Raw genomic sequence first — 20848 nt, forward strand, 5'->3', positions numbered from 1 at the left:
CTCCAGGGAGGCGGAGGGGGCCGGAGGTCCTCCAGGCGAAGGATCCAGGTAGAGCTGGTCCTCGTAGCACCACGCCCACTCCTCGCCGGGCGCCAGGGAACGCACCACCGGATGACCGCTGTCGTCGTAGTGGGCACTGGCGTGAGCGCCGGGCGAGCTGTCGCTGCACCCGACGTGCCCGCAGGTCAGGCAGTGTCGCAGGCCGACCTGGTGCCGCCCGCGCGCCGCGCACGGCAGGCACACCTCGCTGAGCGGGGCCGGCTCGGGGAACGGCGTTCGGGTGTGGGCACACAGATGCCCGTCCGGGCGGCCGCCGTCGGGACGGGGCTCCCACCTCGGCCCCGTCTCCGCCCCGCTCTGCGTCGTTCCCGCCTCCGCCCGATGCGACCGGTTCCCGCTTTCCATCTCCGCTCCTTCCCGTCCTCCCCGCCGAGCCGCCCCTCGGCTCACTGCTGTCTCGCCCCTGCTTCGCCCGTGGCCGGCGTGCCGGATGCGGTCGGCGGCCGACCGCCCGTGCCGCGGCCGCGGATCGCCGTGCAGGCGAGGGCGGAACCGAGGGGGCCGGCGTCAGGGCAGAGCCACCGGATAGGGCTCGTCGAAGTCCGCCGAGCGGCTGACCTCCTCCCAGGCTGCCGCCTCCGCCGTCTGGCGGCGGGAGTGGTCCAGGGCCATCGTCGCCGCGTTCACGCCGAGGGGAAGGTGACCGGGGACCTCCTCGCGGTGGACGGTACGCACGATGATCTCGGCGGCCCGCCGCGGGTCCCCCGCCGCGCCGTCCGTGCTCCCGCGCACCCGGCGGTTCATCTCGCCGACGGTCGCGTCGTACGCCTCCGGGATGTCGTGGACCGTCATCGACGAGCCGGCCCAGTCGGTGGCGAAGCCGCTCGGCTCGACGACCATCACCCGCACGCCGAAGGGCGCCGTCTCCGCCGCCAGGACGCGGCTGAAGCCGTCGACCGCGAACTTGGCCGCCTGGTGGGAGGCGATGCCGGGCGACCCACCGACCCTGCCGCCGATCGACGAGAACTGCACGACCGTGCCCGCCCCCTGGCGGCGCAGCGTGGGCAGGGCGGCCTTGGTGACGTTGTAGACGCCCCAGAAGTTGGTTTCGAACTGGGCGCGGAAGTCGGGGTCGTCCGAGGTCTCGATCGGCGACACGTTCGCGTACCCGGCGTTGTTCACGAGCACGTCGATCCGCCCGAAACGGTCCACGGCCGCGTCGACCGCGCGGCTCGCGGCCTCGGGGTCGGTGACGTCCAGGGCCAGGGGCAGCACGCGCTCTCCGTACACGCCGAAGGTGTCGGTGAGGACTTCGAGGCGGCGCGCGGTGGCCACGACCAGGTCACCCGCTTCCAGGGCGGCGGTGACCAGCGCGCGCCCGAGACCTCGGGAGCAGATCTTCCTCGACCTCACCGCGGAGGGCTGGCGCGAATGGTCCGCCGCGCTGCGGGGGCGCCTCACGGCATGCGAGCGGGCCGCACCGGCGGCGGTCGCCGACGCCTTCGCCGCCACCCTGTCCGCGCGCCCCCTCTTCTGCGACCTGCTGGCCCAGGCCCCGCTCAACCTGGAGCGGAACGTGTCGCTCGAAGCCGTTCGCGCCTTCAAGCTCGGCACGCTGGAGGAGGTCGCGCGGATCGGCGCCGAACTGGACCGGCTGCTCGGCCTGAGCGAGGAGCAGGCCGTCGACACGGTCGCGACGGCGACCTCCATGGCCGGAGCCCTGTGGCAGATGGCCACGCCCCGTGCGGCCCTGCGGGAGCTCTACGCGAGCGAACCGCGGCTCGGCCACGCCGTCGTGGAGGTGGCACCCCGGCTGCGCCGCGTCCTCACCGCTCTGCTCGCCGGCATGAACGACGACAGCGGCACCCGTACGAACTGATCCGCCACGGCCCTTGAGAGAGAGCTCCGGGGTTCGCCCGCAGCGGACTACTTGACGGCGGAGGCCGGCAGGGCTTCCTGGTCCGTGGTGTCGCGCACGCCGAGGCGGAGATGTTCCACGTGGTAGAGGGCCTGGTCGAGGAGTTCGGACACGTGGTCGTCGTAGAGGGCGTAGACGATGGAGCGGCCGTGCCGCTCGCCGGTGACCAGGCCGAGATTGCGCAGCAGCCGGAGCTGATGCGAGCAGGCGGAGGCCTCCATGCCGACGGCTTCGGCGAGTTCGCCGACCGCGCAGGGGCCTTCCTGGAGGCGGGCCAGGATGTAGAGCCGCGAGGGCGTGGCAAGGGCCTGCAGTGTCGCCGCGACATCGGCGATGCCGACCGCCTCGAGGCGCTCGCGGGTGCCGGCGCTGCTGGTGGTGTCGCGTCCATGGCCCATGTCTTCATCATACCGATGACACCTGAAGAGCTGTTCAGATGTTCCTGTACCGTGGAGGTGTCACTCTCTCTCCCACCCGCGAAGGGTTCCCCCGGCATGACTTCTGTTCTGGATCAGCGGTACGCGCGTCCCGCCGGGTCCGGGCGCCCGCGGCCGCCCCGGCGTCGTACGCGGCTGCTCGCGCTGCCGGAGGCACGCTGGGCGCTCGCGGCGCTGGTGCTGTTCCTCCTCGCGCTCCCCGTCGACCTGCTCGGCGGCCCCGCGTGGCTGTGGGGCACCCTGTTCGCCGCGGCCTGCGTCACCGGGGGCTGGGAGCCGGGCTGGGAAGGTCTGAAGGCCCTGCGGCACAAGACGCTCGACGTGGACCTGCTGATGGTCGTCGCCGCCGTCGGGGCCGTCGCGATCGGCCAGGTCCTCGACGGGGCCTTGCTGATCGTCATCTTCGCCACCTCCGGCGCCCTGGAAGCGGTCGCCACCGCACGGACCGCCGACTCCGTGCGGGGCCTGCTCGACCTCGCTCCCGCCACCGCCACGCGCCTCCTGCCGGACGGCATCGAGGAGACGGTCGGCGTCGGGTGCCTGACGGTCGGCGACACCGTTCTGGTCCGGCCCGGCGAGCGGCTGGGCGCGGACGGACGGGTCGTCGACGGAGCCAGTGACGTCGACCAGGCCACCATCACCGGTGAGCCGCTGCCCGTCGCGAAACAGGCCGGGGACGAGGTGTTCGCCGGCACCGTCAACGGCACGGGGGCCCTGCGCGTGCGCGTCGAGCGCGATCCGTCGGACTCGGTCATCGCCCGGATCGTGAAGATGGTCGAGGACGCCTCCAGGACCAAGGCCCCCACCCAGCTGTTCATCGAGAAGGTCGAACAGCGGTACTCGCTCGGCATGGTGATCGCGACCCTCGCCGTCTTCGGGGTCCCCCTCGCCCTGGGCGACTCCCTGTCGTCGGCACTGCTGCGGGCCATGACGTTCATGATCGTGGCCTCACCGTGCGCGGTCGTCCTGTCCACCATGCCGCCCCTGCTGTCCGCGATCGCCAACGCCGGGCGCCGCGGCGTCCTCGCCAAGTCCGCCGTCGTGATGGAACGCCTCGGCCAGATCGACACCGTCGCCCTGGACAAGACCGGGACCCTCACGGAAGGCACCCCGCGCGTCACCGACCTGCGCCCCCTGCACGGCAGCGGCCTTGCGCCGGACACGCTGCTGGCCCTGGCGGCAGCCGCCGAGCACCCGAGCGAACACCCGCTCGCCCGGGCCGTCGTCGCCGCCGCCCGCGAACGCGGCCTCCCCCTGGCCGACGCCAGGGACTTCACCGCCGCCCCCGGCCAAGGCGTCACCGCCCTCATCGGTGGCAGCACCATCGCGGTCGGCTCCCCCGCCCGGCTGCTGGACGCCGTCGCCCACCCGTCGCAGCTCGCGGTGGCGGCCGAGTTGGAGGAAGCCGGACGCACGGCTGTCGTCGTCCTGCGCGACCAGGAGCCGGTGGGCGTGCTCGGCGTCGCGGACCGGCTGCGCCCGGACGCGGCGGCCACCGTCGCCGCCCTGACCCGGCTGACCGGCCGGACTCCCGTACTGCTGACCGGAGACAACGAACGCGCCGCCCGGCGTCTGGCCGCCGAGGTCGGCATCACCGACGTCCGTGCCCACCTGCTGCCCCAGGACAAGGTCGCCACCGTCAAGGCGTGGGAGGCTCGGGGTCGCCACGTGCTGGTCGTCGGCGACGGCGTGAACGACGCGCCCGCTCTGGCGGCCGCGCACTGCGGGATCGCCATGGGCAGGGCCGGCTCCGACCTCGCCCTGGAAACCGCGGACGCCGTCGTGGTCCGTGACGAACTGGCCGCCATCCCCTCGGTCGTGCAGCTCTCCCGCACCGCACGCCGCCTCGTCGTCCAGAACCTGGCCATCGCCGGAACGTTCATCGCCGTCCTGGTCGTCTGGGACCTGACCGGCACCCTCCCCCTGCCGCTCGGCGTGGCCGGCCACGAGGGCTCCACCGTCATCGTCGGCCTCAACGGCCTGCGCCTGCTGCGGGAGACCGCCTGGCCCCGGCTCGTCCGGGAGACGGCCTGAGCGGAGGCCGCCCTTGAGAAATCCGGACCGGGGCAGGCGGGATGCCAGGGGCCGGGGCCGAGCCTCCGGAGCGGGAAGGGGCTTGCGGTGTTCGAGGGTTTCGCCACCGAGACGGTGGACGTCGGCGAGGCATCCGTCTTCGTGCGGCACGGAGGAGAGGGGCCGCCCCTGCTGCTGTTGCACGGCCATCCCCGTACTTCGGCGACCTGGCACCGCGTCGCGCCCCTCCTGGTCCGGCGCGGCTTCACCGTGGTCTGCCCCGACCTGCGCGGCTACGGCCGCTCCCGCGGCCCCGCGCCCGCCGCCGACCACGCCCCGCATGCGAAGCGTGCCGTGGCCGGGGACATGGTCGAGGTCATGCGAGCACTGGGGCACCGGCGCTTCGGGCTCGCCGGCCATGACCGCGGGGTGCCGGTGGCCCTTCGTCTCGTGCTGGACCACCCGGAGGCGGTGACCCGGGTGGCCTTCCTGGACGGGATACCCCTCAGTGAGCATCTGGCCCGCGCCGACGCACGGTTCGCCACCGCGTGGTGGCACTGGTTCTTCTTCGCCCAGCCGGAGATCCCCGAACGCGTCATCAACGCCGACCCGGACGCCTGGTACCGCGGCGACGCACGGGTCATGGGACAGGAGAACCACGACGAGTGGCGGGCCGCCACGAGGAACCCGGAGGTCGTCCGCGCGATGCTGGAGGACTACCGCGCCGGGCTCACCGTGGACCGCCGCCACGAGGAGGAGGACCGGGCCCGGGGCACACGGATCCACTGCCCGGTCCTGGTTCTGTGGTCACTGCGGGACGACCTGGAGGACCTTTACGGCGACCCGCGCGCCATCTGGCGCGACTGGGCCGACGACGTGCGCGGCCGGGGTATCGACGCGGGCCACCACGTCGCCGAGGAGGCCCCCGGCCCACTCGCCGCCGCCTTGGGCGACTTCTTCTCCCCCTGACTGCCGCCGACTCGCCCTGCACCTGGGCTTCGTCGGTCCAAGGTGCTCGTCGAGCCGTAGGGGCATCCTGCGGGGAGTTCACCTGGTGCGGCTCGCCGGTGGTCACGTTCTGGAATCGCCCGGCGACCTCGAACTTTGATTCGATTACCATCTCACCCGTGCATGAGAACCCACCTGTTCGGCGACGCGGCCGCTCCCGCCGGGAGCAACGACGTCGCCGCCGGGCCAGGCGTCGCCGCATGACGTGGACCGTGACGTCGGTCGTGATCCTTGTCAGCGGCGCCACCACCTATGCCATCACCCGGAGCGACCCCGGTGACCCGTCCGCGCTCGACCGGGCGAAGGCTCCGTCCCCGACGACCTTCTCGGCCCGGGCGAAGGCGGGCGAGGCACCTGCGGATGCTCCGAAACCGCCGCCGTCGCCCACCCCGTCACAGAAATCGTTCGATCTCGGACCGGCTCTGGCCCCCGTGACCGCGCTCTTCGGCGACAACCGGATGTCCGTGGCGATGCTGGACGTCGAGAGCGGCGCCATGGCGACGTACGGACACGACGCCTTCGACACCGCCAGCGTCGTGAAGGTGGACATCCTGGCGACCCTGCTGCTCCAGGCCCAGGACCGGGGGCGGAGGTTGAGCACCGAGGAGCGCGCCCAGTCCGCTGCCATGATCCAGAAGAGCGACAACGACTCCACCAGTGCCCTGTGGACCCGGATAGGCAGTGCTCGGGGGCTCGACGCGGCCAACGAACGGCTCGGCCTGCTCCAGACGCGGGGCGGTCACGGGACCGTCTGGGGCATCACCCAGACCACGGCGGAGGATCAGATACGCCTGCTCCAGGCCGTGTTCGGCGACAAGTCGCCCCTGAGTGAGGCGTCGCGCACCTACATCCAGGACCTGATGCGGCACGTCGTGCCGAGCCAGACCTGGGGCGTGTCCGCGGCGGCCGACTCGGGCGCGACCGCGCTGAAGAACGGGTGGCTCAAGCGGACGCAGACCGAGAAGTGGGACGTCAACAGCATCGGCCGGATAGAGCATGAGGGCCGCGTCTATCTGATGGCGGTACTCCTCAACGGCTGTAGCACCCAGGAGGTCGGCATCAGCATCGTGGAGCAGGCGGTGCGCGCGTCCGCGACGGCGTTCTCCCGAAAGCTCGGGGAGACGTCGGGCAACTGACGCCCCCCCTGGAGACCGGCCGACGCTCACCGCGTGTCCGGGCGACGACGTCACGAGGGGTCGGCGCCGCCCAGGACGAGCGAAAGGCGGTCGCTCGCCCCCTCGACGAGACGGACCGGGATCTCCCACTCCTCCTCGTGTACGTGGCAGGCCGGGTACGGGATGTCCGGGTCGTCGTCGCAGGACGCGGCCGTCGCGGAGACGTACAGCACGCCCTCGGGCACCGACGGGTTCAGGCCGAGGGAGCGGGACAGGCCGGTGCCCGCGCCCTCGCCCGCACACAGCAGTTCGGGCGGGGTCGCCGAGACCACGAGCCGAGTCGCGGGCCCGTAGCGCAGGTCCGGCTTCTGACCGGTGGGCGCCCGGAAGGCCACCTCCAGGCGCAGGGTGCCCGGCGCCGCCTCCGTCGTCTCCCGCCGTACGCCGTCACCGGGCCCCGCGCCCAGGACCTCCTGCGGCAGCCGAAGCCGGGTCAGCCGGTGCCGGGCCGACTCGACGACCAGGATGTCGTCGCCGACGACCACGGCGTCACTGGGCTCGCGCAGATCGGTCGCCGGCGTGGTCACCTCACCGGTGGGCGGTGCGTAGCGGCGCAGGGCGTGGTTGTAGGTGTCGGCGACGGCCACCGAGCCGTCCGGCAGGGCCGTGACACCCAGGGGATGCTGGAGCAGTGCCCGGGCGGCGGGGCCGTCGCGGTGCCCGAAGTCGAAGAGCCCGGTGCCCACCGCCGTGCGGACCGTACCGTCGCGGTCCACCCAGCGCAGGGCCGAGGTCTCGGCGTCGGCCACCCAGAGCCGGTCCTCGGTCGCGGACAGCCCGGACGGCTGCGCGAACCAGGCCTCCGGACCGGGTCCGTCGACCAGCCCCTCGTTGCCGGTCCCGGCGGTGACTGCCACCGTCCCGTCCCGCGGATCGTAGGCCCAGAGCTGGTGCACCCCGGCCATGGCGATCCACACCCGGCCGTGCCACACCGCGACGTCCCAGGGCGAGGAGAGGCTCACGGCACGGGCGGCCCCGCGGGTGGGCCCGCCCGGCCTTCCCTGCCTGCCGGTCCCCGCCAGAGTGGTGACGTCGCCGGTGACGGGCTCGTACCGGCGCAGCGCGTGGTTGACGGTGTCGGCGACGACGACCGAACCGTCGGCGAGCAGGGCGAGTCCCTGCGGCTCACTGAACTCCGCCCGCTCGGCCGGGCCGTCCGTGAATCCCCGCCTCCCGCTGCCGATCCGCCGCACGAGGCTCTCCCCGTCCTCGGCGAGCTCCACGAGCTGATGCCGGGTGGTGTCGCTGACCAGGAAGGTGCCGGAGGGCAGGAGCACGCCCTTGCCGGGAAACCGCAGGGTCGTCGGCTCCGGCCGCGGCGCCACGTACGGGGCGTCGCCGCGCCGCAGGGTGCCCTTGGCCTCGTGCCGGACCTCCAGCTCCTCGACCAGCCGCCGGATGGCGGGTGCGTGTCCCTCACCCGCGTACTGGGCGACGACATAACCCTCGGGATCGATCACGGCGAGGGTGGGCCAGGCGCGTACGGCGTACTGCTTCCACGTGGCCCGTTCCGGGTCGTCCAGGACGGGATGCTCGACGCCGTAGCGCTCGACGGCGTCCAGCACCGCCCGGTGTTCGGCCTCGTGCGTGAACTTGGGCGAGTGCACGCCCACGATCACCACGGTGTCCCTGTGGCTCTCCTCCAGCTCGCGCAGTTCGTCCAGGGCGTGCAGGCAGTTGATGCAGCAGAACGTCCAGAAGTCGAGGAGCACGATCCGTCCGCGCAGCGCCGCGAGACTCAGCTCCTGGTCACCGGTGTTGATCCAGCCGCCCCTGCCCACCAGCTGGGGAGCGCGGACCCGTGCGTGCTTCACCACGGTCCGAGCCAACCACACCGCAGGACGGCCGGCGAACTGATCGCCGCCGGCCCGTCAGCCGTCTCGCGGGTCAGCGTTGCCTTCCGCGTGGCTTCAGGGGCACCGCGGGCAGCGCGGGAGCAGGCAACGGGGCGCCCTCGTAGCCCTTCACCTCGCCGAAGCGTGTCCCTTCCATCCAGTCCCGGCGCGCCTGCTCGATCTCCTCCTGCGACCGTCCGATCCAGTTCCAGAACATGATCAGCTCTTCCTCGAACGGCTCGCCGCCCAGCAGCATCAGGCCCGCGTCCGAGTCGGCGCGCAGGGGCAGTTCGTCGCGGCCGCAGCCGAGGTAGAGCATCGAGCCCGGCACCAGGGGCACGCCGTCGACGTGGGCCTCGCCGGACATGGAGAGGACCGCGTACTCGAAATCCCGTTCCAGGGGGAGGCGTACGTCCGTGCCGCCGGCGAGGGTCAGGTCGGCGCCGACGAGTGGGGTGTACGTCGTGCCCGGGGACGTGGTGCCGTCGAGGGTGCCAAGGAGCAGGGTGGCCGACAGGCCGGGGGCGGTGACCAGGGGCAGTTCGGCGTGGTACTCGAAGTGCGGGTCGGTGTGGCGGTGGGCGTCCGGGAGGGCGACCCACAACTGCGCGCCGTGCAGGCGGCGGGCGTGCGGGCGGGGGCTCTCCTCGGAGTGGCTGATCGCGCGGCCGGAGGTCATCAGGCCCAGCTGTCGCGGGTGGATGGTCTGGAGGCTGCCGGTGGAGTCGCGGTGCAGGACCTCGCCCTCGTGCAGCCAGCTGACCGTCTGGAGGCCCATGTGCGGGTGCGGGGGCACCTGCATGCCGGGCTCGTCGGCGATGTCGTCGGGGCCGTAGTGGTCGACGAAGCACCAGGCTCCGACCATGCGGCGGCCGAGGTTGGGCAGCAGTCGGCGGACCTCGGTGGACTCGCCGAGCTTGACGTTCCGAGGGCTGAGGAGTTCGCGCACGGGTTCCGTCACGACGAAGCCGCGGCCGCCGCACAGGCTGGGTACCGCCGCGCGATCAAGATTGCTCATGCCGCCCAACCTAGCCCCGGACGGCCCCGCGCGTCAGACGGTCACCGGGGCGTCACCTTCGCGGGGCGGCAACCGGCCACGCACCGAAGTGGTGGAATGTTCAACCACCTGTCGTGGTTGCAGGTGCCGAAGGAGGTCACGAGTGGACATGACGTACTACGACCACGGAACCCCGGCCGAGCGCTGGGAGCGCGGGCGGATGTTCTTCGACGCCAAGGACTACGCCGCCGCCGCGCGCGTCCTGGACGGACTGGTCGGGGAGGTGCCCGAGCAGACCGGACCGCGCCTGCTGCTGGCGCGCTCCTACTACCACTCGGCGCAGCTGCGGCGGGCCGAGTCCGAGCTGCGGATCCTCGTCGAGCGCGATCCCGTCGAGCACTACGCGCGGCTGATGCTGGGCCGGACCCTCGAACGGCAGGGGCGGCAGGAGGAGGCCGACGTCCAGCTGCGGATCGCCGCCGCCCTGGCGGGTGACTTCGCCGGGCGCTGAGCGGCGGCCGGGCAGTGGGCGGGAGTGGCGCGGCGGATGCGGGGGATGCGGCGGAGCGCGGTGTGTCGGCGCTCCGCCGCCCCTGTCAGACGCCCGCCGCCGCGTCTTCCGTGCGTGTCCGGCGTTCCCGCCGGTGGGCGATCTCGCCGAGTAGGACGTCCAGCGCGACGAAGGTGGCGAGGGGGATGCCCAGCAGCGGGACGAAGTAGCCGAGCACGGCGACCGCCGCCAGCAGCGGGACGAGGAGCAGCGGCGGGACCTGCTGCCACGCGCCGCGCGGGATCGGACGGCCGAAGGCGGAGCCCCGGCCGCGCCGCCACCACATGCGGTAGCCCCAGACGATCAGCAGGATCAGGGACGCGGCGAGGAGCATCAGGCCGATCTGGTTGGGCAGCCCGAACAGGCTGCCGGTGTGCAGGTCGATGCCCCAGCGGCTGAGCTTGGCGAGCACCGGGTAGTCGGCGAAGCGGAGGACGTCGGTCACCTCGCCGGTCGCCGGGTCCACGGCGGCCGAGTCCTGCTTCTCGGGCCAGCTACGCTGCACCTGCTTGACGACGTAGGCGGAGGAAGCGTCGGCGGGCGGCACGATCTCGACGGGGTCGCCGAGGCCCTTGGCGCGCGCGGCGGCGAGGACCTTGTCGAGGCCGACGCCGTGCGCCGCGTCCCCGCCGGCGCCGGCGGCCGCGCCGTGGCCCGAGTGCTCGCCGCCCCCGGTGGCCGACGCCGACACGGACGGCGTGGTCTGGTCGAGCGAGACGCGCAGGTCCTCGATGTTCGCGCCGGCGTACGTCGACCAGGTGAGGCCGGTCGCCGAGAGGAAGATGAACCCGGCCGCGGTCCAGGCGCCGACCGTGCCGTGCAGGCCCAGGGTGCGGCGCCGGCCGGTGGTGCCGCGCACCTTGCGCCGGGCCCGGCGGCGGGAGAACCACAGCACCAGACCGGCGCTCGCGATCACCCACAGCCAGCTGGCGGCGAACTCGCTGTACAGCCGCCCGGTCTCCCCCAGGTGCAGGTCGCGGTGGAACTCGTCGATCCAGGTGCGCAGCGGCAACGCCCCGCTGGAACCGTACTGTTCGAGGGCGCCGCGCACCTTCGCCGTGTACGGGTCGACGAAGACCGCGAGCGTGTGGCCGGGGTCGACGCCCTCGACGCCGGACAGCATCACCCTGGTGGTGGCGTCGTCCTCGGGCGAGGGGCGGACGGCCGACACGGCGCCCTCGGGGTAGGCCTGCCGGGCGGCGGCGACCTGCTCGGATATCGGCAGCTTGCGCTCGCCCACGTCGTCGACGGTCAGTTCGTGGGCGTAGACCAGCTTCTCGGCCTGGAAGGAGGCGGCGTAGAGCAGGCCGGTGACCGCCGCGACCAGCAGGAAGGGGGCCACGAAGACACCGGCGTAGAAGTGCAGGCGCAGGACCAGGGGGCGCAGGGTGGACCATCTGCCGCGGGTGGGCGGTGGCGCGGCCGTGGCCGGGGACTCGTCCGTCGAGGCCGGGGAGGTGGTGGTCATCGGTGGGCGCTCCGGGGACGTCGTGGGGAGGGGACGGTCCCAGTGGTCGGTTCGGACGCGCGCCGGGTTCCCGGCCCGTGAAGTGGTGTGCGTCACACGGGCGGAGTCGGTGAGGGCGGCGGCCGTGGCATGCTGGCGCGATGGGAACTCCGCGTGAACGCTCCCCTCTTGCCGAGCGGGTCGAGGAACTGCTCGCACCGGGCGGCCCGTTGCCGATCGTCGAGGCGGGTGATCCCGTGCTGCGCCGCGCGGCCGAGCCGTTCGACGGGCAGTTGCCGCCCGCGCTGCTGGCGCGTTTCGTCGAGGCGCTGCGGCTGACCATGCGCGCGGCGCCGGGCGTCGGGCTGGCCGCGTCGCAGGTGGGGGTGGGACTGCGGATCGCGGTGATCGAGGACCCGGCGCCGGTGCCGGAGGAGGTGCGGGTGGCGCGCGGGCGGGTGCCGCAGCCGTTCCGTGTGCTGGTCAATCCGTCGTACGAGCCGGTCGGTGACGCGCGGGCCGCCTTCTTCGAGGGCTGTCTGAGCGTGCCGGGCTGGCAGGCCGTGGTGGCACGCCCCGCGCGGGTGCGGCTGCGGGCGACGGACGAGCACGGGCGCGCGGTGGACGAGGTGTTCTCGGGGTGGCCGGCCCGGATCGTGCAGCACGAGACGGATCATCTGGACGGCGTGCTGTACCTGGACCGGGCCGAGTCGCGGTCGCTGTCGTCGAGCCGGGCCGTGGCCGATCTGTGGGCGCAGCCGACGCCGGAGCGGGCCGCGGCGGCGCTGGGGTTCGAGCTGCCGGGTCCGGCGGCCTGACCGGCCGCCGGATCCGGCGGGCGAACGTCAGTTGTCGCGGTACGCCTCCAGGAGCCGCAGCCACACCTCGCTGATCGTCGGGTACGACGGGACGGCGTGCCACAGGCGGCTGAGGGGCACCTGGCCGACGACGGCGACGGTCGCGGAGTGGATCATCTCGCCGACGCCGGGGCCGACGAAGGTGACGCCTCGGATGATCTCGTCCTCCAGGTCGACGACCATGCGGGCGCGGCCCTTGTAGTCGTCGCCGTACAGGCTCGCGCCGGCCACGGTGCCCAGGTCGACGTCGACGGCGCGGACCCGGTGCCCGGCCTGCTCCGCCTCGGCGAGGCTCAGGCCGACGGAGGCCGCCTCGGGGTCGGTGAACACCACCTGGGGCACGGCGGCGTGGTCGGCGGTCGCGGCGTGCGCGCCCCACGGGTCGGACTCCAGGATCGGCACCCCGGAGGCGCGGGCGGCGATGGCGGCGCCCGCGACGCGCGCCTGGTACTTGCCCTGGTGGGTGAGGAGGGCGCGGTGGTTGACGTCCCCGACGGCGTACAGCCAGTCCTGGCCGTCCACCCGGAGGCTGTCGTCGACGGACAGCCAGGAGCCCGGTTCCAGGCCGACGGTCTCCAGGCCGATGTCGCCGGTGCGGGGCACCCGGCCGGTGGCGAAGAGGATCTCGTCGGCCTCGATGCGGTCGCCCGTGTCGGTGACGGCGACGACGGTGCCGTTCTCGCGGGTGACGGACCGGACGGAGGTGCCGGTACGGAGGTCCACGCCGGCCTCGGTGAGCCCCTCGGCGACCAGTTCCCCGGCGAAGGGCTCCATCCGGGCGAGCAGCCCGCCCTCGCCGCGCACCAGGAGCGTCACCCGGGAGCCGAGGGCCTGCCAGGCGGTGGCCATCTCGACGGCGACCACTCCGCCGCCGACCACGATGAGCCGGCCGGGCGCGCTCTCGGCGCTGGTGGCCTCGCGGCTGGTCCAGGGGCGCACGTCGGCGAGCCCCGGCAGGTCGGGCAGGGCGGCGGCGCTGCCGGTGCAGACGGCGACGGCGTGCCGGGCGGTCAGCACCCGACGGGTGCCGTCGGGCGCGGTCACCTCCACGGTGCGCGGCCCGGCCAGCCGTCCCAGCCCACGGTAGAGGTCGGCGCCGATGCCCTCCACCCACTGGACCTGGCCGTCGTCCTTCCAGTGGGAGGTGAATCCGTCACGGCGGGCGAGGACCGCCGCGGTGTCGAGAGGGCCCTGCGCCGAGTCGGCGAGGCCGGGCAGGCGGCGGGCGTCCGCGCGGGCGAGGACCGGGCGCAGCAGGGCCTTGCTGGGCATGCACGCCCAGTAGGAGCATTCGCCGCCGACCAGTTCGCTCTCCACGATCGCCGTGGACAGACCGGCGGCCCGGGTGCGGTCGGCGACGTTCTCCCCCACGGGGCCCGCGCCGATCACGACGACGTCGTACGCGATGGAATCCGATTGCGTCATGGGGTCAGTCTGGTGGGTGGTGTGCGACGTGGCCACATGGGTACGTGCGCGGAATACCCACCAGGTCGGCAGTGTTGTGCCGACGGTTGTACCCCGATTTCAGGAAGAGGGATCACCTCATGACCAGCACCGTGGAACTCACCAAGGAGAACTTCGACCAGACGGTCACGGACAACGAGTTCGTTCTGATCGACTTCTGGGCGTCGTGGTGCGGTCCGTGCAAGCAGTTCGCGCCCGTCTACGAGAAGGCCGCGGAGGCCAATCCCGACCTGGTGTTCGGGAAGGTGGACACCGAGGCGCAGCCGGAGCTGGCCCAGGCCTTCGGGATCCAGTCGATTCCGACGCTGATGATCGTCCGGGACCAGGTGGCCGTGTTCGCACAGCCCGGCGCGCTGCCCGAGGACGCCCTGACGGACGTGATCGGCCAGGCCAGGAAGCTGGACATGGACGAGGTGCGCAAGGCGGTCGCCGAGCAGCAGGCGCAGGCCGACGGCGAGAGCGGCCAGTAGGACGGGTTCAGCTCGACTCGCGGTGGACCACCGCCGCGCCCAGCACCTTGTGACGCTCGGGCGCGGCGCCGGGGTCCTGGACCGCGCGGTCGACCAGTGCGGCCAGGTCGCGGCCGGAGGGCAGCTCCAGGTGGACGGTGCTGAGCCGGGGCCGGAGCAGGCGGCCCAGCATCAGGTCGTCGGCGCCGATCACGGCCGCGTCGCCGGGTACGGCGAGGCCGGCGTCCTGGAGGGCCCGCATCAGCAGCATCGCGTACTCGTCGTTGTACGCGAACACCGCGTCGAGACCGAGGGAGCCCCAGCGTGCGGCCAGCCGGGCGGCGTCCCGCTCCTCGTAGGCGAGGGGCAGCTCGGTGACGGTGGCGTCGGTGCCGCGCACGGCACGGCGGGCGCCGTCGAGGCGGGGCACGGAGAAGACGTCGAGGCCGGGTTCGGCGGGGACGACCACGCCGATGGCGCGCCGGCCCCGGTCGTAGAGGTGGCGGACCGCGCCGTGACCGACGCTCTCCTGGTCCGTGAGCAGGGCGTGCGCTCCCTCGACCGCCTCGGGGCCGAGGGTGACGACCGCGCGGGCGCCGGAGCGCTTGAGGACCTCCACGCCCTGCGGGTCCAGACCGGCGCCCGGCACGAGGACGGCGACCGGGCGCAGCTCCGCCCAGGCGCGGGCGGCCTCGTAGCCGTGCAGCCCGACACTGCCGTACTGCACGACCGTGTAGTCGAGGCGGGCCAGGGCCCACTGGAGTTCGCTGAGGAACCGGCTGTAGAGGGGGCCCGCAGGGAAGGACGGCGCGGGCATCAGGACCATCCGGCTGTGTCCGGCGCGCAGGGAGCGGGCCGCGGCGTGCGGGACGTATCCCAGCTCCCTGGCCGCCTCGTGCACCCGGCGGCGGGTGGGTTCGCTGATCCGGACGGCGCCGGTGTTGTTCAGGACGTAGGAGACGGTCGCGCGCGAGACGCCGGCCAGCCGGGCCACATCGGCGCTCGTGGGCACGGAGCGCGGTGCGAGGGACTCGGCGGCGGACGGTTTCGGTATCTGCACCATGACGTACGGCATCTTGGCAGAAGCCGGATACGGGGCTCCGGCCGGGGCTCAGGCGGCCGGGGGCTCGGTGCGGGTGACCCGTGCGACCAGGTCCAGCCAGCCCTCGCGCAGCCGCTCCGAGGGCATCCCGCACTGTTCGGTGAGGTGGTGGAGCAGGGCGACGTCGAGGTAGGCCAGGAGGGTGTGGGAGAGCAGTTCGCTGTCTCCGTCCGGGTCCGCCTGCCGCAGCAGCAGGGCCAGGTGGCCGCGTAGGAAGCGGCGCGGCGCGAAGGTGTGGCGGCGCTCCGCGCTGGGCTCGGCGGCCAGTTGCAGGTCCAGTTCGTCGATCGAGCGGCGCAGCATCGCGCAGCCGAAGGCGCGCAGCCGCTCGACGGGCGGGGCGCCGGGGCCGAGCGGCGGCGGTCCGCTGAGCAGGGCGGCCTGGAACTTGCGCTCGGAGTGGTCGAGGAGGGCCGCGAGCAGCCCTGTGCGGTCGCCGAAGCGGCGGAAGACCGTCCCCTTGCCCACCGAGGCCGCGACGGCCACCGCCTCCATGGTGACGCCGGCCGCGCCGTGCTCGGCGACCAGCCGCTCGGCGGCCTCCAGCAGCCTGGCTCGGTTGCGGGCGGCGTCGGCGCGCAGGCAGGGCTCGTCCTCGGCCGGCCCCGGGCCGAGTTGCAGCAACTCCAACTCGGTCTGGCCGACGGTCTCTTCGGACTTCGGGAAGGGCGGCAGGGCGGCGGACATGAACCCAGCGTAAAGCATGGGAAGAAAACTGGACCGCGGTCCGTTTGGGATGTTAGAACTTAAACGGACCCCGGTCCGGATCTATCGCGGCAACCTTTTCAGTGGGAGTACTCATGTCTGTCCGCATCCTTGCGCTCGTCGGCAGCCTTCGCGCCGGTTCGCACAACCGCCAGCTCGCCGAGGCGGCCGTCAAGTACGCGCCGGAGGGCGCCGAGGTCCGCGTGTTCGAAGGGCTCGCCGACATCCCCTTCTACAACGAGGACATCGACGTCGAGGGCAGCGTCCCGGCCGCCGCCGCGAAGCTGCGCGAGGCCGCCCAGACCTCCGACGCCTTCCTGCTCTTCTCCCCCGAGTACAACGGCACCATCCCGGCCGTCCTGAAGAACGCCATCGACTGGCTGTCCCGCCCCTTCGGCGCGGGTGGCTTCGCCGGCAAGCCGGTCGCCGTGGTCGGCACCGCCTTCGGCCAGTACGGCGGCGTGTGGGCGCAGGACGAGGCCCGCAAGGCCGTGGGCATCGCCGGCGGCAAGGTGATCGAGGACCTCAAGCTGTCCATCCCCGGGTCGATGACGCGCTTCGCCGAGACCCACCCGTCGGACGACGCCGAGGTGGCCGCCCAGCTGACGGAGGTCGTCGCGCGGCTGCACGGCCACGCCGACGAGGCCGTCGCCGCCTGAGCGTCACCCAGGACACGTACGGGACCGGAGCCGGAGCGGGCTCCGGTCCCGTACGCATGTGCTGCCCGGCCCGCGGTTCACCACCCGCCGCCCGGATCCGCCGCCTAGGGCCTGTCTGACAATTCCCGTCTGCCTCGCGACGCCATGCACGCACTCTCGCCGCACCGGGCGCAGAGCCAAGTACATCCAGTACGAGGCTCTACGCCCGGCACGCCGAGAGCACGCACCTGACGCCGCGAGGCCGCCCTCCGGGCGACGACGGGAATTGTCAGACAGGCCCTAGTGCTGCTCCTGCCGCCGCGTGGCCCACAGGCTCGTCGCCGTGGTGACGGCGAGGACGAGCACGATGAAGCCGAGCGAGAACGGGATGCTGATCTCCGGGACGTGCACGCCGGACTCGTGCAGGGCGTGCAGCACCAGTTTGACGCCGATGAAGCCGAGGATGACCGACAGGCCGTACGAGAGGTGGACCAGCTTCTTCAGCAGGCCGCCGATGAGGAAGTACAGCTGGCGCAGGCCCATCAGGGCGAACGCGTTGGCCGTGAACACGATGTACGGGTCCTGGGTCAGCCCGTAGATGGCGGGGATGGAGTCGAGCGCGAACAGGATGTCGGTGAAGCCGATGGCGAGCATCACGACCAGCATCGGCGTCATGACCCGCCGGCCGTTCTCCTCCACCCACAGCTTGGTGCCGTGGTAGCGGTCGGCGACGCCGAAGCGGCGTTCGATCGACTTCAGCAGCTTGTTCTCCTCGTACTCCTCGTCATGCCCGCCCTTGCGAGCGTCCTGGATCAGCTTCCACGCGGTCCAGATGAGGAAGGCGCCGAAGATGTAGAACACCCAGGAGAAGGCGGAGATGATCGCCGCGCCGGCCGCGATGAAGGCGGCGCGCAGGACGAGGGCCACGATGACGCCGACCATCAGCACGCGCTGCTGGTACTGCGAGGGGACCGCGAACTTCGCCATGATCAGGACGAAGACGAAGAGGTTGTCGACGCTGAGCGACTTCTCGGTGATGTAGCCGGCGAAGAACTCGCCGCCCGGGCCCCCGCCGCCGACCAGGATCAGCCCCACACCGAACAGACAGGCCAGGATCACCCAGACGGCGGTCCAGATCCCGGCCTCCCGGATCGACACGTCGTGCGGCTTGCGGCCGATGAAGAAGTCCGCGGCGATCAGGACGCACAGGCCCGCGACGGTCAGCAGCCAGACGCTGAGGGAGACGTTCACCGGTGCTCCTCGGGCGGGCGGGGACTAGAAGCGCGTACGGGTTCTCCGTCAGGGTGTTTCCGGGATGCGGTCAGGGCAACCCGGCCGCGCGTCCGGCCCGCGCACCGGCGTGGTCAGCTCGCCCAGTCCAGCAGGCGGTCCCGGGTCTCGGGGGCGCGCAGATGGGCCAGCGAGGCCTTCTCCAGCTGGCGGACGCGTTCCCGGGTGAGGCCCACGTGCTGGGCCACCTGGTGCAGCGTGCGGGGGCGGCCGTCGTGCAGGCCGTAGCGGAGGCTGAGGATCAGGGCCTCGCGGGGGGCGAGGGTGCCGACGGCCTCCCGCAGTTCCGCCGCGAGGGCCTGGAACTCGGCGACCTCCGGGGCCCGCAGCACCTCGGTGTCCGGGATGAGGTCGCCGACGACGGTCTCGCCGGTCTCGTCCACCGGGGTGTCCAGGCTGACCGCGTCCCGTCCGACCCGGCGCAGCCAGACGACCTTGTCGGCGTCGATGCCGCTCTCGGCGGCGACCTCCTCAACGGTCGGCTCGCGGTCCAGCCCCGCGCGGAGCCCCCGTTCGACCTTGGCGAGCTTCTGGAGCTGCTCCACGACGTGCACCGGCAGCCGCACCGTGCGCGCGTGCGTCGCCAGACCCCGCTCGATGGCCTGGCGGATCCACCAGGTGGCGTACGTGGAGAACTTGAAGCCCTTGGTGTGGTCGAACTTCTCCACGGCCCGGATCAGTCCGAGGTTGCCCTCCTGGATGACGTCGAGGAGGGGCAGCCCGCGGTGGGCGTGGCGCTTGGCCATCGACACGACGAGCCGCAGGTTGGCCCGAACCATGTGGTCCTTGGCCGCCCGGCCGTCGTGGACGGTCTCCTCCAGCGCGCGGCGCCTTCCGGGCGTGGGGGCGGGTTCGCCGGTGTCGGCCGACTCCAGTTCCTCCCTGGCCCGGACGCCGGCCTCGATGCGCACGGCCAGCCGTACCTCGTCCTCGGCGGTCAGCAGGGGCGTCGCGCCGATCTGGTTCAGGTACTGGCCGAGCAGGTCGGGTTCCTCGTCGGGTTCCGGGATCCGGCTGCGCAGCCGCGCGGTGCGGGCACTGGCGCGGCGGTCCTCCCCGGTGTCCGCCCGGGGGGTTCGTGCCAGGGGGGCCATGTCGCTTCCTCCGTCCCTGCCGTGCGCCGGGCCGTCGCGCCGCCGGCGCCCGGGTACCTCAGTGGCCGGGTGCGGCCCGGCTGATGTCCGCCAGCGCGGAGTCCGGGTCGTCGGCGGTGGCGAGGTCGCCGAGGGTGACCACGCCGACCGGGACGCCGCCGTGCTCGACGACGGGGAGCCGGCGCACGGCGTGGTGCCGCATCAGTTCGGCGGCGTGGTCGGTGGTGTCGTCCGGGTCGAGGGTGACGACGGGCGGCGGCGTGCACACCGCGCCGACGGTGGTCTCGTCGGGGTCCCGGCCGTCGGCGACGCCGCGGATCACGATGTCGCGGTCGGTGAGCATGCCGAACAGGTCGCAGTCGTAGGTCACCAGGACGTCGCCGACGTTCTCCTCCCTCATCAGCCGGGCGGCCCGCGCCACCGTCGTCATGGGCTCGACGGCCACCGCGGCCGGTGACATCACGTCTCGGATGCGCCGTGTCATGATCGCGCCTCCTGGGCGTCGCTACGGGGTTCCGCCCGGCCCGGGTCGATCAGGGCCAGGCCGATGTCGGGGTGGTGGGTCTTGGCGAGTTCGGCCGGGCTGTCCCGCACGACGACCTCCAGGGTCGGCCAGACCCGTCCGGACAGCAGGTGCCCTCCGCGGGTGGAGCCGTCGGAGAGGCCCAGTACGGCGTGCAGGTGCGGGGTGGGCCCCTCGTCGGCCACGGCGACGTCGCCGATCAGCGACAGGACCTCGCACTGCTCCTCCACGGGGATGCGCCGGTAGTCCTTCGCCCGCCGGTCGAACCAGCCGACGACCGCCTCGGAGAAGGCACCCACGGCGGTGACCTGGGACGCTCCGAGCGACCGGTCGCGGGCGAAGGCGCCGAGTTCGGCGACCGCGTCCTCTCCGGCCTCCAGCACCACCACGTACACCGCGGACGGACCCCCCTGCACCTGCTGCCACTTCATGCCCACCGGGTACCCGGCGCGGATCCGGGCAACCGGGCGACGGCCGGCCGCCGAGCCGCCGGCGGTCACCGCGTCAGGGGCCCGCCGCGAGGTCCGCCTCCAGGGCCCGCGCGGCCGCTTCGAGCGTCGCGACCAGGGAGCGCAGGCCGCGCGGGTCGTAGCGCACGCTCGGCATCGACACCGACAGGCCCGCCACGGCCCTGCCGTCCTCGTCGCGCACCGGGACGCCCACGGCGACCAGGCCCCGCTCGGAGCGCTCCCGGTTCACGGCGAAGCCGCCGCGGGCCACGCGGTCCAGTTCGGTGCGGAGGGCGCCGAGGTCCGGTCGGTCGCCGGGCCGGTCGCGGTAGCGCTCGGGCGCGTACACGTCGGCCAGTTCCGCGCCGGTCAGTTCGGCGAGCAGCAGCAGGCCGGCGGTCGTGCGGTGGGCGGGGAAGACCATGCCCTCGCGGGAGCCGGCCCGCAGCGCCCGCGCGCACTCCTCGCTCGCGATGAAGCGTGCGGTGTCGCCGGTGCGGATGGTCAGGTTCGCCGTCTCGTCCAGGAGGTCCACGAGCCTGCGCAGGTGGGGCAGCGCGGCGGCGCGCAGCAGGGAGACCTGGGAGCGGGAGTGCGCGGCCAGCTCCAGGACGGGTCCGGCGTGGTAGACGCGGTGGTCGTCCCGTACGGCGAAGTCCCGGTAGACGAGCATGGCCAGCAGCCGGTGGGCGGTCGAGCGGGCCACGCCCAGCCGTTCGGCGATCTCCGAGACGGTCAGCGCGCCCTCCAGCTGGAGCATCGTGGCGGCGCGCAGGGCGTGGTCGACGCTGGCGATGGCGTAGGCCGGCGGGTTCTTGAGCGGCTTGTCCACGGGGCGGCCTCCGGGCATCGTCGTACGATTCTGCACTCCAGAATCTACATGTCCTCCCTGCGGAA

21 protein-coding genes and 1 pseudogene are annotated in these 20848 nt (G+C 73.1%); 8 read left to right on the plus strand and 14 right to left on the minus strand.

The genetic code is table 11. The features are described from left to right. Nucleotides 1-51: 51 nt before the first annotated feature. Together ACZ67M_RS19605 and ACZ67M_RS19610 are read right to left on the minus strand one after the other, a co-directional pair. Nucleotides 52-294: pseudogene (locus ACZ67M_RS19605) on the minus strand (UBP-type zinc finger domain-containing protein); the annotation flags it as partial. A gap of 273 nt (nt 295-567) precedes the next feature. Further along, nucleotides 568-1335 (minus strand): SDR family NAD(P)-dependent oxidoreductase, encoded by a 768-nt coding sequence (locus ACZ67M_RS19610; protein WP_469851921.1) that lies wholly within the window; start codon nt 1333-1335, stop codon nt 568-570. Between ACZ67M_RS19610 and ACZ67M_RS19615 the strand changes: the two genes are divergently transcribed. After that, nucleotides 1250-1879 carry a TetR/AcrR family transcriptional regulator gene (locus tag ACZ67M_RS19615; RefSeq protein ID WP_469851922.1) on the plus strand — a complete coding sequence of 210 codons (630 nt, stop codon included), beginning with the start codon at nt 1250-1252 and terminating at the stop codon, nt 1877-1879. The genes ACZ67M_RS19610 and ACZ67M_RS19615 overlap by 86 nt on opposite strands. A gap of 47 nt (nt 1880-1926) precedes the next feature. Here ACZ67M_RS19615 and ACZ67M_RS19620 read toward each other — a convergent pair whose 3' ends face one another. Beyond that, the gene (locus tag ACZ67M_RS19620; RefSeq protein ID WP_385796497.1) at nt 1927-2316 is read right to left on the minus strand and encodes an ArsR/SmtB family transcription factor; all 390 of its coding nucleotides are present in this window, start codon (nt 2314-2316) and stop codon (nt 1927-1929) included. Nucleotides 2317-2412: 96 nt separating this feature from the next. Here ACZ67M_RS19620 and ACZ67M_RS19625 point away from each other — a divergent pair, with 96 nt between their 5' ends. The 3 genes from ACZ67M_RS19625 (at nt 2413) to ACZ67M_RS19635 (ending at nt 6512) form a co-directional block, all read left to right on the plus strand. Continuing rightward, nucleotides 2413-4389: a heavy metal translocating P-type ATPase gene (locus ACZ67M_RS19625; RefSeq protein ID WP_469851924.1), complete on the plus strand. Its 1977-nt coding sequence runs from the start codon at nt 2413-2415 to the stop codon at nt 4387-4389. Between the two features lie 87 nt (nt 4390-4476). Then, nucleotides 4477-5337, plus strand: coding sequence for an alpha/beta fold hydrolase (locus ACZ67M_RS19630; RefSeq protein ID WP_361359321.1), 861 nt, complete (start codon nt 4477-4479; stop codon nt 5335-5337). A 239-nt stretch (nt 5338-5576) separates the two neighbouring features. Then, the gene (locus ACZ67M_RS19635) at nt 5577-6512 is read left to right on the plus strand and encodes a serine hydrolase (protein WP_469851926.1); all 936 of its coding nucleotides are present in this window, start codon (nt 5577-5579) and stop codon (nt 6510-6512) included. A gap of 50 nt (nt 6513-6562) precedes the next feature. Here ACZ67M_RS19635 and ACZ67M_RS19640 read toward each other — a convergent pair whose 3' ends face one another. Together ACZ67M_RS19640 and ACZ67M_RS19645 are read right to left on the minus strand one after the other, a co-directional pair. Continuing rightward, a complete protein-coding gene (locus ACZ67M_RS19640) occupies nt 6563-8368 on the minus strand; it encodes an NHL domain-containing thioredoxin family protein (RefSeq protein WP_469851928.1) in 1806 nt (601 codons plus the stop codon). A gap of 70 nt (nt 8369-8438) precedes the next feature. Beyond that, nucleotides 8439-9404, minus strand: coding sequence for a pirin family protein (locus tag ACZ67M_RS19645; protein ID WP_385796488.1), 966 nt, complete (start codon nt 9402-9404; stop codon nt 8439-8441). 142 nt (nt 9405-9546) lie between these two features. On the opposite strand from ACZ67M_RS19645, the gene ACZ67M_RS19650 reads away from it, so the two are divergent. After that, the gene (locus ACZ67M_RS19650) at nt 9547-9894 is read left to right on the plus strand and encodes a tetratricopeptide repeat protein (protein ID WP_361359310.1); all 348 of its coding nucleotides are present in this window, start codon (nt 9547-9549) and stop codon (nt 9892-9894) included. A gap of 85 nt (nt 9895-9979) precedes the next feature. Here ACZ67M_RS19650 and ACZ67M_RS19655 read toward each other — a convergent pair whose 3' ends face one another. Beyond that, nucleotides 9980-11401: a PepSY-associated TM helix domain-containing protein gene (locus ACZ67M_RS19655; protein ID WP_469851931.1), complete on the minus strand. Its 1422-nt coding sequence runs from the start codon at nt 11399-11401 to the stop codon at nt 9980-9982. Between the two features lie 140 nt (nt 11402-11541). Here ACZ67M_RS19655 and ACZ67M_RS19660 point away from each other — a divergent pair, with 140 nt between their 5' ends. Further along, entirely contained in the window at nt 11542-12198 is a 657-nt protein-coding gene (locus ACZ67M_RS19660; RefSeq protein WP_453439682.1) for a peptide deformylase, read from the plus strand. 27 nt (nt 12199-12225) lie between these two features. Here ACZ67M_RS19660 and ACZ67M_RS19665 read toward each other — a convergent pair whose 3' ends face one another. After that, nucleotides 12226-13662: a dihydrolipoyl dehydrogenase family protein gene (locus ACZ67M_RS19665; protein WP_392016969.1), complete on the minus strand. Its 1437-nt coding sequence runs from the start codon at nt 13660-13662 to the stop codon at nt 12226-12228. Between the two features lie 119 nt (nt 13663-13781). Here ACZ67M_RS19665 and trxA point away from each other — a divergent pair, with 119 nt between their 5' ends. Beyond that, complete coding sequence (gene trxA / locus ACZ67M_RS19670) at nt 13782-14171, plus strand: thioredoxin (RefSeq protein WP_234955653.1); 390 nt, start codon at nt 13782-13784, stop codon at nt 14169-14171. 7 nt (nt 14172-14178) lie between these two features. Here trxA and ACZ67M_RS19675 read toward each other — a convergent pair whose 3' ends face one another. After that, entirely contained in the window at nt 14179-15213 is a 1035-nt protein-coding gene (locus ACZ67M_RS19675; RefSeq protein WP_469851933.1) for a LacI family DNA-binding transcriptional regulator, read from the minus strand. Nucleotides 15214-15261: 48 nt separating this feature from the next. Next, entirely contained in the window at nt 15262-15939 is a 678-nt protein-coding gene (locus ACZ67M_RS19680) for a TetR/AcrR family transcriptional regulator (protein ID WP_392104201.1), read from the minus strand. Between the two features lie 113 nt (nt 15940-16052). Between ACZ67M_RS19680 and ACZ67M_RS19685 the strand changes: the two genes are divergently transcribed. Then, nucleotides 16053-16616 (plus strand): NAD(P)H-dependent oxidoreductase, encoded by a 564-nt coding sequence (locus ACZ67M_RS19685; protein ID WP_361359293.1) that lies wholly within the window; start codon nt 16053-16055, stop codon nt 16614-16616. A 279-nt stretch (nt 16617-16895) separates the two neighbouring features. On the opposite strand, the gene ACZ67M_RS19690 is transcribed toward ACZ67M_RS19685, so the two are convergent. From ACZ67M_RS19690 to ACZ67M_RS19710, 5 genes are all read right to left on the minus strand, one after another. Next, complete coding sequence (locus tag ACZ67M_RS19690; RefSeq protein ID WP_392016960.1) at nt 16896-17846, minus strand: TerC family protein; 951 nt, start codon at nt 17844-17846, stop codon at nt 16896-16898. Between the two features lie 113 nt (nt 17847-17959). Further along, on the minus strand, nt 17960-18979 hold the full coding sequence (locus ACZ67M_RS19695; RefSeq protein ID WP_392239810.1) for a sigma-70 family RNA polymerase sigma factor: 1020 nt from the start codon (nt 18977-18979) through the stop codon (nt 17960-17962). A 58-nt stretch (nt 18980-19037) separates the two neighbouring features. Further along, nucleotides 19038-19463, minus strand: coding sequence for a CBS domain-containing protein (locus ACZ67M_RS19700; protein WP_392239811.1), 426 nt, complete (start codon nt 19461-19463; stop codon nt 19038-19040). Further along, nucleotides 19460-19933, minus strand: coding sequence for a PPC domain-containing DNA-binding protein (locus ACZ67M_RS19705; protein ID WP_361359281.1), 474 nt, complete (start codon nt 19931-19933; stop codon nt 19460-19462). Before ACZ67M_RS19705 ends, ACZ67M_RS19700 begins: the two co-directional genes overlap by 4 nt. A 73-nt stretch (nt 19934-20006) precedes the next feature. Beyond that, nucleotides 20007-20783 carry an IclR family transcriptional regulator gene (locus ACZ67M_RS19710; protein WP_392239857.1) on the minus strand — a complete coding sequence of 259 codons (777 nt, stop codon included), beginning with the start codon at nt 20781-20783 and terminating at the stop codon, nt 20007-20009. Nucleotides 20784-20848: the final 65 nt, after the last annotated feature.

The organism is Streptomyces sp. NPDC107500 (assembly GCF_055582785.1).

Coding starts and splice junctions, on each gene's coding strand:
- ACZ67M_RS19700 (WP_392239811.1), bottom strand. CDS start 19,463: ATGACACGGCGCATCCGAGACGTGATGTCACCGGCCGCGGTGGCCGTC.
- ACZ67M_RS19695 (WP_392239810.1), bottom strand. CDS start 18,979: ATGGCCCCCCTGGCACGAACCCCCCGGGCGGACACCGGGGAGGACCGC.
- ACZ67M_RS19685 (WP_361359293.1), top strand. CDS start 16,053: ATGTCTGTCCGCATCCTTGCGCTCGTCGGCAGCCTTCGCGCCGGTTCG.
- trxA (WP_234955653.1), top strand. CDS start 13,782: ATGACCAGCACCGTGGAACTCACCAAGGAGAACTTCGACCAGACGGTC.
- ACZ67M_RS19680 (WP_392104201.1), bottom strand. CDS start 15,939: ATGTCCGCCGCCCTGCCGCCCTTCCCGAAGTCCGAAGAGACCGTCGGC.
- ACZ67M_RS19665 (WP_392016969.1), bottom strand. CDS start 13,662: ATGACGCAATCGGATTCCATCGCGTACGACGTCGTCGTGATCGGCGCG.
- ACZ67M_RS19645 (WP_385796488.1), bottom strand. CDS start 9,404: ATGAGCAATCTTGATCGCGCGGCGGTACCCAGCCTGTGCGGCGGCCGC.
- ACZ67M_RS19625 (WP_469851924.1), top strand. CDS start 2,413: ATGACTTCTGTTCTGGATCAGCGGTACGCGCGTCCCGCCGGGTCCGGG.
- ACZ67M_RS19705 (WP_361359281.1), bottom strand. CDS start 19,933: ATGAAGTGGCAGCAGGTGCAGGGGGGTCCGTCCGCGGTGTACGTGGTG.
- ACZ67M_RS19635 (WP_469851926.1), top strand. CDS start 5,577: ATGACGTGGACCGTGACGTCGGTCGTGATCCTTGTCAGCGGCGCCACC.
- ACZ67M_RS19660 (WP_453439682.1), top strand. CDS start 11,542: ATGGGAACTCCGCGTGAACGCTCCCCTCTTGCCGAGCGGGTCGAGGAA.
- ACZ67M_RS19675 (WP_469851933.1), bottom strand. CDS start 15,213: ATGGTGCAGATACCGAAACCGTCCGCCGCCGAGTCCCTCGCACCGCGC.
- ACZ67M_RS19620 (WP_385796497.1), bottom strand. CDS start 2,316: ATGGGCCATGGACGCGACACCACCAGCAGCGCCGGCACCCGCGAGCGC.
- ACZ67M_RS19655 (WP_469851931.1), bottom strand. CDS start 11,401: ATGACCACCACCTCCCCGGCCTCGACGGACGAGTCCCCGGCCACGGCC.